Raw genomic sequence first — 12,342 nt, 5'->3', positions numbered from 1 at the left:
CAGCATGGCGTGCGAGTGGTCGAGTTGCCCTGGGCCGAGCCCGGCGGGCGCTTCACGCGGTTGTTCGAGGCGCTGGCCGTCGACGTGCTGCTGGCCACCGACGTGAAGAAGGCGGCCACTCTCCTGGGCATCACCTGGGACGAGGCCTGGCACATCATGGAGCGCGCCGTCGTGCGCGGCCGCAGAGTCAAGCCCAGCGCGATGCCCGCGCTGATCGGCGTTGACGAGAAGGCCATCGCCAAGGGGCAGCGCTACATGACACTGGTGTGTGACCTCCAGCGAGCCACGGTGGAGTACATCGGTCGGGATCGCAAGCAAGCCAGCCTGGGCGCCTACTTCGAGGCCTTCAGGCCCGAGAACATCCAGGCGCTGCAGGCCATCAGCCTGGACATGTGGCCGCCGTACATCAATGCCTGCCTCGACAAGGTCCCGGGGGCCGAGCAGAAGATGGTGTTCGACCGCTTCCACATCATGCGCCACGTCGTGGACGCGGTGGACACGGTCAGGAAGCGCGAGCACAAGGCGCTGCTCGGCATGGGTGACACGACACTGACCAGGAGCAAGTACCTGTGGCTGTACAGCGCCGAGAACGTGCCCGAGAAGTCGCGCGAGCGCTTCAACTTGATCAAGGGCGCGCAACTCAAGACCGCTCGCGCGTGGGCGCTCAAGGAGTCGCTGCGCGAGCTGTGGAACTATCGCCGCGAAGGCTGGGCCAAGCGGTTCTGGCAGCGCTGGTACTTCTGGGCCACGCACAGCCGACTGCCTCCCATGATCGACGCCGCCAAGATGATTGCCAGACACCTGCCCAACGTCCTGACGTACTTCAGCCACCGTATCAGCAACGCCGTGGCCGAGGGACTGAGCTCGAAGGTCGCCACCATCCAGAAGCGAGCCTGCGGTTACCGCAACGCCGAGCACTTCAAGATCGCCGTGTACTTCCATTGCGGTGGCCTCAACCTCTGGCCTCAGAGGTGGACCCACTCAAAAGTCGGATGAACCTGAAATAGTTGCGACGGTGTACCCGAGTATTTACGATCCGCTGCGGGGCCCTTTACTCAAGAGAAGGTTTCAGCCCGATCGAATTCATCCCCCGCGGCGTCCTTGGCGGACAACTTCGGCGTCGCTTCGCTCTGGGGCCAATTGATCGCCAATCTTGCGTCATCCCACCGAATACAGCGCTCATGCGCCGGTGCGTAGTAGTCCGTGGTCTTGTACAAGAACTCCGTGCCTTCGCTGAGAACCAAGAACCCGTGCGCAAATCCAGCCGGCACCCAGAGTTGCTTGTGGTTGCTTTCCGAGAGTTCCACGCCGACCCATCGTCCAAATGTCGGTGAGGAGCGACGGATGTCCACCGCAACGTCATAGACGCTGCCACGCACAACCCGCACGAGCTTTCCCTGCGGTTGCTGGATCTGATAGTGAAGACCTCTCAGAACCCCTTCGGCGGAACGCGAATGGTTGTCCTGCACGAATTCCACATGGCTTCCGATCGCGTCGTCGAAAGCCTTCTGATTGAAGCTCTCATAGAAAAATCCCCGGGCATCACCGAAGACTTTCGGCTCGATGACCAGTACATCAGGGATCTCAGTGGCTGTCACTTTCACGAACGGACCTCCTCTGCCAACAGATGAGCGAGATATTTGCCATACCCGTTCTTTTGCAGCGGCGCCGCGAGCTTGACCAGTTGCTCCCGATCAATGAACCCATTCCGCCAAGCAATCTCTTCCGGGCAAGCAATCTTCAGCCCCTGACGATGCTCCAACGTGGCAATGAACTGCCCCGCCTCCAGCAAGCTCTCGTGCGTCCCCGTATCCAGCCACGCGTACCCGCGCTGCATGATCTGCACGTTGAGCTTGCCCAGGTCCAGATAGGCCTGGTTGACGGCGGTGATCTCCAGTTCCCCACGCGCGCTCGGCTTGACCGCCTTGGCGATGTCCACCACCTGGTTGTCGTAGAAATAGAGCCCCGTGACCGCGTAGCTGCTCTTTGGCTTGGCCGGCTTTTCCTCGATGCTGCTGGCCTTCCCCGTGGCATCGAAGGCCACCACCCCATAGCGCTCCGGGTCGTGCACGTGATACGCGAACACCGTCGCGCCCGTGTCCTTCTTGTCGGCATCGGCCAGCAGGTGCACGAAGTCGTGCCCGTAGAAGATGTTGTCACCCAACACCAGCGCGCTGGTCGAATTCCCGACGAACTTGTCCCCGATGATGAAAGCCTGCGCCAAGCCATCGGGACTCGGCTGCACCGCGTACTGCAGGTTGAGGCCCCACTGGCTGCCGTCCCCCAGCAACTGCTGGAAGCGCGGCGTGTCCTGCGGCGTGCTGATGATCAGGATGTCGCGTATGCMGCCCAGCATCAAGGTGCTCAGCGGGTAGTAGATCATCGGCTTGTCGTAGACCGGCAGCAGTTGCTTGCTCATGGCCAGCGTGGCCGGGTGCAACCGCGTGCCGGAGCCGCCGGCGAGGATGATGCCTTTGCGTTGGGTCATGCTTTTGGAGAGGTCGTGGGTTGGAGGGTTTCGGCCAGCATGCGCGCGACGCCAAGCTGCCAGTGCGGCAGCTTTAGGCCGAAGGTGCGCTGCAGCTTGTCAGTATTTAGCCGGGAATTGTGTGGGCGCGTGGCGGGCGTAGGGAAGGCGCTAGTCGGCACCGCATCGACGGCATCGGGTGAAGCCTTGAGCTCGACCCCCGCCGCTTGGGCCTGCGCCAGCACGAAGCGTGCATAACCATGCCAGGTCGTCTCGCCGCCGGCCACCAGGTGGTACAGCCCGGTCTTGCCGGGATCGGCCAGCGTGGCCCGGATGGCGTGGGCCGTGACGTCGGCCAGCAGCTCCGCCCCCGTCGGCGCACCGAACTGGTCGTCGATCACCGTGAGCCGGTCGCGCTCCTTGGCCAGCCGCAGCATGGTCTTCGCGAAATTGCCGCCGCGCGCCGCGTAGACCCAGCTGGTCCGAAAGATCAGGTGCCGCGCACAATGCCGGGCAACAAGCTGCTCGCCCTCGAGCTTGGTGCTGCCGTAGACACTGAGCGGACTGGTCGCATCGTCCTCTTTCCACGGCTTGCTGCCGCTGCCGTCGAACACGTAGTCGGTCGAGTAGTGCACCATCAGCGCACCGATCTGCTGCGCCGCCTGGGCCACCACGCCAGGCGATGTGGCATTCAGCTTGCGCGCGAACTCGGGCTCGCTTTCGGCCTTGTCGACCGCCGTGTGCGCCGCCGCATTGACGATGACATCCGGCCGCACCTTGAGCAGCGTTTCCGCCAGTTGTTCAGGATGGCTGAAGTCGGCATGCAGATCGGCGCTGTCGTGGCCGAGGGCCACCAAGTCGCCGAGCGGCGCCAGGCTGCGCTGCAGCTCCCAGCCCACCTGCCCGCCCTTGCCGAGCAGCAGCAGCTTCATGCCGCCGCCTTCGCGGGAGCAGCGTCGTACTGCTTCTGCACCCATTCGCGGTAGGCCCCGCTCTGCACGTTGCCCACCCACTCGCCGTTGGCCAGATACCACTCGACGGTCTTGCGGATGCCGGTGTCGAAGGTCTCGGCCGGCTTCCAGCCGAGCTCGCGCTCGAGCTTGCGCGCATCGATCGCGTAGCGGCGGTCATGGCCGGGGCGGTCTGTGACGTAGGTGATTTGCTCGCGGTAGCTCTTGCCGTCGGCGCGCGGACGCAGTTCGTCGAGCAGCGCGCAGACCGTGTTGACGATTTCGATGTTGGGCTTCTCGTTCCAGCCGCCGACGTTGTAGGTCTCGCCGAGACGGCCGGCTTCGAGCACCCGGCGGATCGCGCTGCAGTGATCCTTGACGTAGAGCCAGTCGCGCACCTGCATGCCGTCGCCGTACACCGGCAGCGACTTGCCAGCGAGCGCGTTGACGATCATCAGAGGGATCAGCTTCTCCGGGAAATGGAAGGGGCCGTAGTTGTTCGAGCAGTTGGTCGTGACCACCGGCAGGCCGTAGGTGTGGTGCCAGGCGCGCACCAGATGGTCGCTGGCCGCCTTGCTGGCCGAGTAGGGGCTGTTGGGCTCGAACTTGTTCTCTTCGGTGAAGGCCGGATCGGTGGCCGAGAGGGAGCCGTAGACCTCGTCGGTCGAGACGTGCAGGAAGCGGAAGGCCGATTTCTGCTCCGCTGGCAAGGTGCCCCAATAACCCCGGACCGACTCGAGCAGCCGGAAGGTGCCGAGCACGTTGGTTTGGACGAAGTCTTCCGGGCCATGGATCGAGCGGTCGACGTGCGACTCGGCGGCGAAATTGACGACGGCACGCGGCTTGTGCTCGGCCAGCAGCCGATCGACCAGGGCGCTGTCGCCGATATCGCCCTGCACGAAGACGTGCCTGGGATCGCCCTTGAGGGACGACAGCGTCTCGAGATTGCCGGCGTAGGTCAGCTTGTCCAGGTTGACCACGGCCTCGTCGCCTTGCTCAACCCAGTCGAGAACGAAATTAGCGCCGATGAAGCCGGCGCCCCCGGTTACCAGGATCATGGGGTCCCTCTTTGTTGTCGAATGTCAAATGTCGCCTGCCGGCGCTCGGACCGAGGATTATCCCATCCGCGGAATGTTTCAATTCGCAGCTAGAACGCAGTCTCTACTCCTGACCCGGCAACCCGGGCTAGAGTCTCATTGCAACCTAAGGAACCGCCATGCCGACCGAAGACGACGACAAACCCGCAGACCGCATCAAGGATTCCGCCCAGCAGATCTGGCTGGCCGGCCTCGGTGCCTTCGCCAAGATGCAGCAGGAAGGCAGCAAGGCCTTCGAGGCGCTGGTGAAAGACGGCGCGGGCGTGCAGAAGAAGACCCAGCAGGCCGCCGAGGAAACACTGGCTCAGGCGCAGGCGCGAATGGCCGGCTTCGCCAGCGAGTTCGGCAGCAAGGCCGCAGGCGGCTGGGGCAAGCTCGAGAACATCTTCGAAGAGCGCGTCGCGCGCGCCCTGGCGAAGCTCGGGGTGCCATCGGCCCAGGAAGTGGCGGCATTGCAAGACCGGGTCGAAGCGCTCGAAGCGCAACTGAAGCGCCGCAGCAGCGCAGCCGCGCCCGAGGTGGCCGCGCCTCGCAAGACCGCCGCGCGCAAGGCCCCGGATGCCACCAAGCCTTCGCGGCGGCACAAGGCGGGCGGCGGCGGTTGACGGCTTCCTGACCGGAAGCTGCGCGCGTCCCGGCGCCGCCATCGTCGGGCGCCGCCCCCTCCCCGGCGCCGGCGAACTTGCGCTAGAGTGGCCCCGACGAGACAAACCGGGGCTACGACATGGCCAAGAAAGCGCCACGCCGCACTGCACAACGCATCCTCGAAGCCGCACTTGAGCTGTTCAACCGGTTCGGGGAGCCGAACGTCTCGACCACGCTGATCGCCGGGGAGCTCAACATCAGCCCCGGCAACCTCTATTACCACTACCCCGCCAAGGACGAGCTGATCAACCGGCTCTACGAGGGCTACGAGACCGAGTTGCTCGAACTGCTGCATGCCAGCGAAGGCGTGCACGACGTCGAGGACGCGTGGTTCTTCATGCACAGCATGTTCGAGCTGATCTGGCGCTATCGCTTCCTCTACCGCGACCTGAACGACCTGTTGAGCAAGAACCGGCACCTCGAGGCCCAGTTCCAGATGGTGCTCAAGAACAAGGCCCGCGCCATTCGCACCCTGATCGCCGGCCTGGGCCATGCCGGCCACCTGGACATCGATGCGCGCGAGGTCCAAACGCTGGCGCAAAGCATGGTGGTGGTGCTGACCTACTGGCTCAGCTACGAATACGTGCGCAACCCGCGCGAGGCGCTGGAACCCGCGCACGCCCAGGGCGCCCTAATGCGCGGCGCCCATCACACGCTGCACCTGCTGGCGCCTTACCTAGCCACCGAGCAACGCCGGCATTTGCTGACGCTCAGCAGCGCGTATGCTGGCGAAGATCAATCCGCGATGGTCTGATATTCCCACTTTCGAATGAACCCACCGCCACCMGAATCGCTCTCGCTGCTGTCGACCGTGAATGCCCAAGCAGCGGGGCAATGGACCCGGCTTCCCTACCGCGACGGACCTCGCTTCAGTGCCTCCGACCTGCCTCTGCATTGGGACCGGCTGCATGCCGGTCAGGGCCTTCCGCTCCCGGCACCGGGCCCGCTGGGCGACGGCTGGGCGCTCTATCACAGCGGTGACTTCGAAGCGGCCGCGGCGCTTGGCCTGGCGCACGCCCCCGTCGGCCTCGCGCTCGCCAACCAGGCGACCGCCATCTATGCCAACTACCTCGAACCGCGGGAATCCGTGCGGCTGGCGCTGTTCAGGCAGGTGGCCGAACGCGCCACCGCGCAGATCGCGACCGAACCCGACAACTGCCAAGCGCTCTATTGGCAGGCCTATGCACTGGGGCGCTACAGCCAGGGCATCAGCGTCGCCCGGGCCCTGGCGCAGGGCCTGGGGACCAAGGTCAAGGGCGCGCTCGAGCGCGTGATCGAATTGCGGCCGCACCATGCCGATGCCCACGTCGCGCTGGCCGCGTTCCATGCCGAGGTGATCGACAAGGTCGGCTCGCTGGTGGGGCGCATGACGTACGGCGTGCGGGCCGACACCGCGGTGACACTGTTCGAGCGCGGGCTCCAGCTCAACCCCCATTCGGCCAGCGCGCTGATCGAATACGCCCGCGGCCTGCTGATGCTGTACGGCGATTCGCGCATGGCCGAGGCCACCCGGCTCTACGAGAAGGCCGCACACCTCGAACCGGCGGACGCCCGCGAACGGCTCGATGTCGAGTTGGCGCGAGCGGGGATGACGGATTGACCTATCTCAACGATGGCGTCACTTAAGATGGCGCTTGATTCCTATCACCCATCCGTCCTTCGATGTCCGACCTGAACGCCCTGTTCGAATCCGCCCAAGCCAATTCCAAACTGCTCGCCGAGCGCCCCGACAACCCCACGCTGCTCAAGATCTACGGCTTGTTCAAGCAGGCAACGGTCGGCGACAACACCGAAAAGAAGCCCAGCTTCAGCGACATCGTGGCTCGCGCCAAGTGGGATGCCTGGAGCGCGCGCAAGGGCCTCGGCGCCGACGAGGCCAAGCAGCAGTACGTCGACCTGATCGAATCCCTGCGGTAGCCCCCCGCTCAAGGAAGGGCGGCCATGGGCCGCATGCCTGGTGCGGGCGCCTTGAGCGCCTGCCGACGCTCGGCCTTGGGCATCTCGGCCAGCCGCCTGACTGCGGCGTAGAAGCGCGGCCAGTCTTCTCCTTCGCGCTCGAACAGGGCCTCGAAACCAGGCACCAGTTCGTCGTAGGCAGCCTGGGCGCCGAACATCGCGTTGTTGGCGCGCGCCGCCCAACCGTCGTAGGCGCCTTGCCGCGGGCCGGTCCACTCGGCGCGCAGCAAGGCATAGCGCTGGCGGAAATCCTCCATGACCGCGGCCTTCGCGGCGTCGACCGCCGGCCAGTCCTGCGCCTTGGCTTCGGGCGAATGGTAGACCGCGTCCAGTGCCCGCCGGGTCTCGGCCGCCAACGCCCGGAACTGCTGGCGCCGGGCATCGAACTGCGCATAGTCGAGCCGGGCCGCCTCGCTCGCCTGGGTCTGCAGCCAGCGCGCGCCGCCGATGCGCTCCACGGCCGTGGCGAAGGACTCGTTGAACATGGTGTCGTCGGGCACGTACAGCACCTGGTGCGCGAGTTCGTGGAACACCAGGCGCGCCAGTTCGCCCTCCGGATAGCCGATGAAGGTCGACAGCAGCGGATCGCCGCCGGCCCAGTTCATCCAGCCCAGGGTCGAGTACGCCGGCACCGGATAGACCGCGGTTTCCAGGCCCTGCCCCTGCTGGGCGGCGGCCTCGGCGCTCGCGGCCGCCTCGTCGTAGTAGCCGCGGTAACCCACGCAGCCCGCGACCGGAAAGCACCAGGTTTTGAGCGTGAGCGAATGCGGCGGCGCGGCCACCACGTTCCAGAGCGCGGCACTGCGGTGCAAGTCGGCATATGACCTGTAGCTGGCGTTGTCGGGCAGGCCGAGTTCAGCCACCGCGAATCGGCGGATGCGTTGGGTGAGCGCCAGCTTGGCCTTGAGCGCATCGGAGGTCGAAGGGTCTTCGAGCCACTCCGGCACCGGGCGGGCCGCCCGCATCAGGCCCAGGTGGCCGCTGGCCGATTGCCAGTAGTAACCGAGATCGGCGCAGCCCGCCAGCAGCGCGGCGGCACCCAGCACCGCCAGCGCTGCCGCACCGCGCCGCCCGAGCCTCATGACGCGACCGGATCAGTGACGGCTTCGACCTCGACCAGGCAGTCGTAGAAGGTCGGGCCGCGACCGATGTCCGTCAGGCGTTGGCTGGTGAGCTGGTTGACGTTGGTGCCGTCCAGGCCGAGCTTGCGCCACCAGATGCCCAGGCCGTGCACCACGCCGGGCCGGGCACGGCGCGAGATTTCGGCGCGGCAGTGGTGCTCGCCGCGCTGGTTGAAGATGCGCACCGTGGCGCCATCGGCAATACCGCGCGCCGACGCGTCGGCCTCGTGGATCTCGAGCAACGGCTCGCCCTCGATCGCGCGCAGGCTGCGCACGTTGACGAAGGTGGAGTTGAGGAAGTTGCGCGCCGGCGGCGAGATCATGGCCAGGGGAAACGCGGTCGAACTGCCGGCCGGCTCGTAGTTCGGCAGGTGGTCGGGCAAGCCGTCCTGGCCCATCGCCGCCAGCCGCGCGCTGAAGAATTCGCAGCGTCCGGAGGGCGTCGGGAAGTTGCCTTCGGCATAGGGGGCATCGGGCAGCTTCAGCGTCGCGAAGCCCCGCGCCTGCAGCTCGCAGAAGTCGACCACGCCGGCGGCGAAGGCGCTGCGGCAGATCGTCTCGTCGTCGTCGCTGAAGCAGGGCTCGTCGAAGCCCATGCGCCGGGCCAGTTCGCGGAACACCCAGGTGTTGCTGCGGGCCTGGCCGCGCGGCGCGACGGCCGGCTGGTTCAACAGGATGTCGGTGTGGCCGTAGCTGGTGTGGATGTCCCAATGCTCGAGCTGCGTGGTGGCCGGCAGCACGTAGTCGGCATAGTCGGCGGTGTCGGTCTGGAACTGCTCGAGCACCACGGTGAACAGGTCCTCGCGCGCGAAGCCCGCTACCACCTTGCCCGATTCGGGCGCCACCGCCACCGGGTTGCTGTTGTAGACGATCAGGGCCTCGATCGGGTTCGCGCTGTCGGCCAGCGCATCGCCGATTGCGCTCATGTTGATGGTGCGCGGCCGGCGCCCCGCCAGCAGGTCGGGCCGCTGCAGGGCCGCGCGGTCGACGGGGAAAAGGCCCGAGCTGCTTAGCAGCAGGCCGCCTGCGCGCTCCCGCCAGGCGCCGACCAGCGCAGGCAGGCAGGCCAYGGCGCGCGCCGCGTTGCCGCCACCGCGCACGCGCTGCATGCCATAGTTGAGCCGGATCGCGGCCGGCCTGGTAGTGCCGTAAGCCTGCGCCAGCGACACGATCTGCGCCTCGGGCACGCCGCAGACCGCGGCTGCGCGAGCCGGCGGCCACTGGAGCGCGCGCTCGCGCAGCGGGCCCCAGCCGACGGTGTGGCGCTCGATGTAGTCGTGATCGAGCCAGTCGTGAACGATGAGTTCGTGCATCAGCGCCAGTGCCAGCGCGGCATCGGTGCCCGGCAGCAGCGCCACGTGCTCGTCGCACTTGTCGGCGGTCTCGGTCTTGCGCGGGTCGATGCACACCAGCCGCGCGCCAGCCCGCTTGGCTGCCTGGGCGTGGCGCCAGAAATGAAGGTTGCTCGCAATCGAGTTGCTGCCCCAGATCAGGATCAGCCTGGCTTCGGCGAAAAATTCGACCCGCATGCCCACCTTGCCACCCAACGTAAAACTTAAGGCTTCACCCCCAGCCGTCGAGCAGATCGTGCGGTCCAACAGCGACGCGCCGAGCTTGTGGAAAAAGCGACGGTCCATCGATTCGCCCTGCACGAGACCCATCGTTCCCGCATAGCTGTAGGGCACAATCTTCTCGGCGTTGTTACCTTTAAGTACATTTAGTCGCGCAGCGATGTCATCGAGCGCCGCGTCCCAGCTCACCGGCTCGAAGCACCCGCTGCCCTTGGGCCCGGAACGCTTCAAGGGCTGGACCAGGCGCTCGGCGTGGTCGTTGCGCTCGATGTAGCGCGAGACCTTGGTGCAGAGCACGCCGGCAGTGTGCCGATGCTCGGGGTTGCCCTGCAACTTGACGGCCACGCCGTCGTGCACGGTGGTCACGAAGGCACAGGTGTCGGGGCAGTCGTGAGGGCAGGCGCCGAGCACCTTGCGCACGGAGTGGGAGGGAGTGGGGGAAGTCATGATTCGAGCTGGGCGAAGACCAACCGGCGAGTCTAGTTTGTACACAGCGAACGCGCGCGAAGGGGTTTTCACGATGATGAACCGCAGGCACTTTTCCATCGCCACCGGCGCAGCGGCACTGGGAGCTTTCCAGTTCGCGCGGGCGCAGAGCGAGTCGCCGATCGTCCTCGGCCAGTCAGCGCCCTTCACCGGGCCGGCCGCCCAACTGGGCATCCAGTTCTACGATGGGGCCAAGCTCTTTCTCGACCAGCACAACGCGCAGCCGGGCCACCGCGCCGTGCAGATCAAGTTCCTGGACGACGGCTACGAGCCCGATCGCTGCGCCGCCAACACCCGGAAGCTGATCGATGACGATGCCTTCGCGCTGTTCGGCTACATCGGAACGCCGACCAGCCTGGCGGCGCTACCGCTGGCGGTGAACGCCAAGATCCCGTTCATCGCCCCCTTCACCGGTGCGATGGCGCTGCGCGAGCCGTTCCAGAAGAACGTCTTCCACCTGCGCGCCTCCTACAACGACGAGACGGCGCTGATCGTGAAGCAGCTCACCCACCTCGGCCTCAAGAAGATCGCGGTCTTCTATCAGAACGACGCCTACGGAAGGGCCGGCCTCGACGGCGTGACGCTGGCGCTGGGCCAGCTCGACCTGAAGCCGGCCGCGCTGGCCACGGTCGAGCGCAACTCGGTCAACGTGGCCACGGCTGTCCAGACCATCGCCGCCGCCAAGCCGGACGCTGTGGTCCAGGTCAGCGCCTACAAGTCCTGCGCGGCATTCATCCGCGAGGCGCGAAAAGCAGGCTATGGCGGCACCTTCTTCAACGTCTCCTTCGTCGGCACGCAGGCGCTGTCGGACGAGCTCGGCAAGGACGGCGCCGGCGTGGTCGTGACCCAGGTCGTGCCCTCGCCCTACAACGCGGCCAATGGGATCACGCGCGAGTTCAATGAAGCGCTGCGCAAGGGCGGCGGCAACACCAAGGCCAACTTCTCGAGCCTGGAGGGCTACCTGGCCGCCAAGGTGCTGGTCGAAGGCCTGCGCCGGGCGCCCGGCAAGGCGACGCGCGAAGGCTTGATCGCCGGCCTCGAGAGCATCGACCGGCAGCAGTTCGGCGGCTTCGAGGTGTCCTTCTCGCCGCGCAACCACGTGGCGTCGAAGTTCGTCGAGCTGTCAATGATCACCGGCGACGGCCGGATCCGCACCTGAACCTCAGGCCGCGCCGGCCAGCCCATCCACGGCCTGGAACATCGCCTGGCGCGCCTGGCTGATGATCTGACCGCGCCAGGCATCGGTATCGGTGTAGAAGGCCTCGAGCATCTTCGCGCGGATCGTCGCCGCGAGTTCGGGCGGCGCTTTGGGATGCTTGTGCAGCCAGTGGTCGGCCCGCAGCGCGCCGACCACCTCCATGACGGGCACGGTGCCGTATTCCAGCGCGATGCCGGTGTACTCGGCCTGCGGGCATTCCTCGTAAATCGAATTCCACATCAGGCCGGTCAGGAAGGCCGAGGTCGACGAACCGTCGTAGATCGAGGTCACCGGCGCGGCCGGCGTGCCCCACCATGCGTTGGCGCGCGCGTAGGCGTCCTTGTCGTCGCGGCAGGAGAAGATCCGCTCGCCGAGCCCGTTGGGGCCCAGGCCGGTGTGGAGATCGATCCAGGCCACCTGGCGCGCCGCCTGCACCTGCGTGCGCAGTACCTCGCGCAAGCTGAGATTGCTCCAGGTCGGCGCCTGGCCGCCGAAGAACAGGCCATCCTCGAACTGGTACTGGCCGCGGGTCACGGCCGCCTGGTAGGCGGCGGCGCCGTTCTTCTCGATCCAGGCCGCCATCGCGGCTTCGTTGGCCGCGGTCGGCGGCCACTGCGCGGGCAGCAGCAGCGCGTGCAGCTCTGCGTAGGCGGCGTTGACCGGCAGCGGTGCGGCGAAATCGAAGAAGTTGCGATTCAGGTCGCAGTTCTCGTGGGTCACGCGGCGACCATGCGAGAAGCCGTGCGGATTGGGCGTTGACCGGCAGCGGTGCGGCGAAATCGAAGAAGTTGCGATTCAGGTCGCAGTTCTCGTGGGTCACGCGGCGACCATGCGAGAAGCCGTGCGGATTG

Annotated in this window: 12 protein-coding genes and 1 pseudogene; 6 read left to right on the top strand and 7 right to left on the bottom strand. The window is 66.4% G+C overall.

Annotated features, from left to right (window positions below):
* Positions 1–996, top strand: a 996-nt coding sequence (locus AC1DY5_RS22540) for an ISL3 family transposase (protein WP_478114938.1), incomplete at its 5' end; no start/stop codon positions are given.
* 59 nt (positions 997–1,055) lie between these two features.
* On the opposite strand, the gene rfbC is transcribed toward AC1DY5_RS22540, so the two are convergent.
* From rfbC to rfbB, 4 genes are read right to left on the bottom strand one after another with little or no spacing between them, the layout of a single operon-like run.
* Entirely contained in the window at positions 1,056–1,604 is a 549-nt protein-coding gene (rfbC, locus tag AC1DY5_RS22535) for a dTDP-4-dehydrorhamnose 3,5-epimerase (RefSeq protein WP_478114936.1), read from the bottom strand.
* Positions 1,601–2,488 carry a glucose-1-phosphate thymidylyltransferase RfbA gene (rfbA, locus tag AC1DY5_RS22530; RefSeq protein ID WP_478114934.1) on the bottom strand — a complete coding sequence of 296 codons (888 nt, stop codon included), beginning with the start codon at positions 2,486–2,488 and terminating at the stop codon, positions 1,601–1,603. Before rfbA ends, rfbC begins: the two co-directional genes overlap by 4 nt.
* Entirely contained in the window at positions 2,485–3,399 is a 915-nt protein-coding gene (gene rfbD, locus AC1DY5_RS22525) for a dTDP-4-dehydrorhamnose reductase (protein ID WP_478114932.1), read from the bottom strand. The genes rfbA and rfbD overlap by 4 nt, the downstream gene beginning before the upstream one ends.
* Positions 3,396–4,475, bottom strand: coding sequence for a dTDP-glucose 4,6-dehydratase (gene rfbB / locus AC1DY5_RS22520; protein WP_478114930.1), 1,080 nt, complete (start codon positions 4,473–4,475; stop codon positions 3,396–3,398). Before rfbB ends, rfbD begins: the two co-directional genes overlap by 4 nt.
* 158 nt (positions 4,476–4,633) lie before the next feature.
* Between rfbB and AC1DY5_RS22515 the strand changes: the two genes are divergently transcribed.
* From AC1DY5_RS22515 to AC1DY5_RS22500, 4 genes are all read left to right on the top strand, one after another.
* A complete protein-coding gene (locus tag AC1DY5_RS22515) occupies positions 4,634–5,119 on the top strand; it encodes a phasin family protein (protein WP_478114929.1) in 486 nt (161 codons plus the stop codon).
* A gap of 119 nt (positions 5,120–5,238) precedes the next feature.
* The gene (locus AC1DY5_RS22510) at positions 5,239–5,913 is read left to right on the top strand and encodes a TetR/AcrR family transcriptional regulator (protein WP_478114927.1); all 675 of its coding nucleotides are present in this window, start codon (positions 5,239–5,241) and stop codon (positions 5,911–5,913) included.
* Between the two features lie 15 nt (positions 5,914–5,928).
* A complete protein-coding gene (locus AC1DY5_RS22505; protein WP_478114925.1) occupies positions 5,929–6,759 on the top strand; it encodes a hypothetical protein in 831 nt (276 codons plus the stop codon).
* A 62-nt stretch (positions 6,760–6,821) separates the two neighbouring features.
* The gene (locus tag AC1DY5_RS22500; RefSeq protein ID WP_478114923.1) at positions 6,822–7,076 is read left to right on the top strand and encodes an acyl-CoA-binding protein; all 255 of its coding nucleotides are present in this window, start codon (positions 6,822–6,824) and stop codon (positions 7,074–7,076) included.
* A gap of 8 nt (positions 7,077–7,084) precedes the next feature.
* Here the strand turns inward: AC1DY5_RS22500 and AC1DY5_RS22495 are convergent, their stop codons facing one another.
* Positions 7,085–8,197, bottom strand: a complete 1,113-nt coding sequence (locus AC1DY5_RS22495; RefSeq protein WP_478114921.1) for an aminopeptidase — start codon at positions 8,195–8,197, stop codon at positions 7,085–7,087.
* On the bottom strand, positions 8,194–10,254 hold the full coding sequence (locus tag AC1DY5_RS22490) for a molybdopterin-containing oxidoreductase family protein (RefSeq protein WP_478114920.1): 2,061 nt from the start codon (positions 10,252–10,254) through the stop codon (positions 8,194–8,196). Before AC1DY5_RS22490 ends, AC1DY5_RS22495 begins: the two co-directional genes overlap by 4 nt.
* Before the next feature lie 73 nt (positions 10,255–10,327).
* Here AC1DY5_RS22490 and AC1DY5_RS22485 point away from each other — a divergent pair, with 73 nt between their 5' ends.
* A complete protein-coding gene (locus AC1DY5_RS22485) occupies positions 10,328–11,452 on the top strand; it encodes an ABC transporter substrate-binding protein (RefSeq protein ID WP_478114918.1) in 1,125 nt (374 codons plus the stop codon).
* A gap of 3 nt (positions 11,453–11,455) precedes the next feature.
* Here the strand turns inward: AC1DY5_RS22485 and AC1DY5_RS22480 are convergent.
* Positions 11,456–12,241, bottom strand: a pseudogene (locus AC1DY5_RS22480) (DUF2817 domain-containing protein); the annotation flags it as partial.
* Positions 12,242–12,342: the final 101 nt, after the last annotated feature.

The sequence above is a fragment of the Variovorax sp. P4_D9 genome, assembly GCF_056401695.1.
Note: the sequence above shows the minus strand (reverse complement) of the source record. Positions and strands in the feature narration are given on the sequence as shown.